This window comes from Alcanivorax sp. HI0044 (genome assembly GCF_001634945.1).
Window position 1 is genome coordinate 1 of the sequence record NZ_LWEZ01000986.1, and the last position, 459, is coordinate 459.

General features: G+C 60.6%; 1 protein-coding gene. It reads left to right on the forward strand.

The window, feature by feature from the left end; all coding sequences use genetic code 11:
* On the forward strand, window positions 1-459 hold a 459-nt coding region (locus tag A3730_RS11640; protein ID WP_197477451.1), incomplete at both ends, for an NAD(P)/FAD-dependent oxidoreductase.

The window sequence follows — 459 nt, forward strand, 5'->3', positions numbered from 1 at the left end:
CGATCCGCAACATTACGGCATCGGCATCAAAGAGTTGTGGGACATTGACCCGGCCAAGCACCAGGAAGGGCTGGTCGTTCACACCGCTGGCTGGCCGCTGACTGAATCCGGCTCCCCGGGTGGTGCTTTCCTGTACCACATCGAAAACAACCAGGTGGCCCTGGGCCTGATCACCGATCTGGCCTACTCCAACCCGCACGTCTCACCGTTCGACGAGATGCAGCGCTGGAAGACCAACCCGGAAATTAAAAAGCATCTGGAAGGCGGCAAGCGTGTCTCCTATGGCGCCCGCGCCATCTCCAAGGGTGGCCTGCAGTCCCTGCCCAAGATGACCTTCCCCGGCGGCCTGCTGGTGGGCTGTAATGCTGGCACGCTGAACTTTGCCAAGATCAAGGGCACTCACACGGCCATGAAGTCCGGCATGATTGCCGCCGAAGTTCTGGCGGAAGCTCTCAAGGG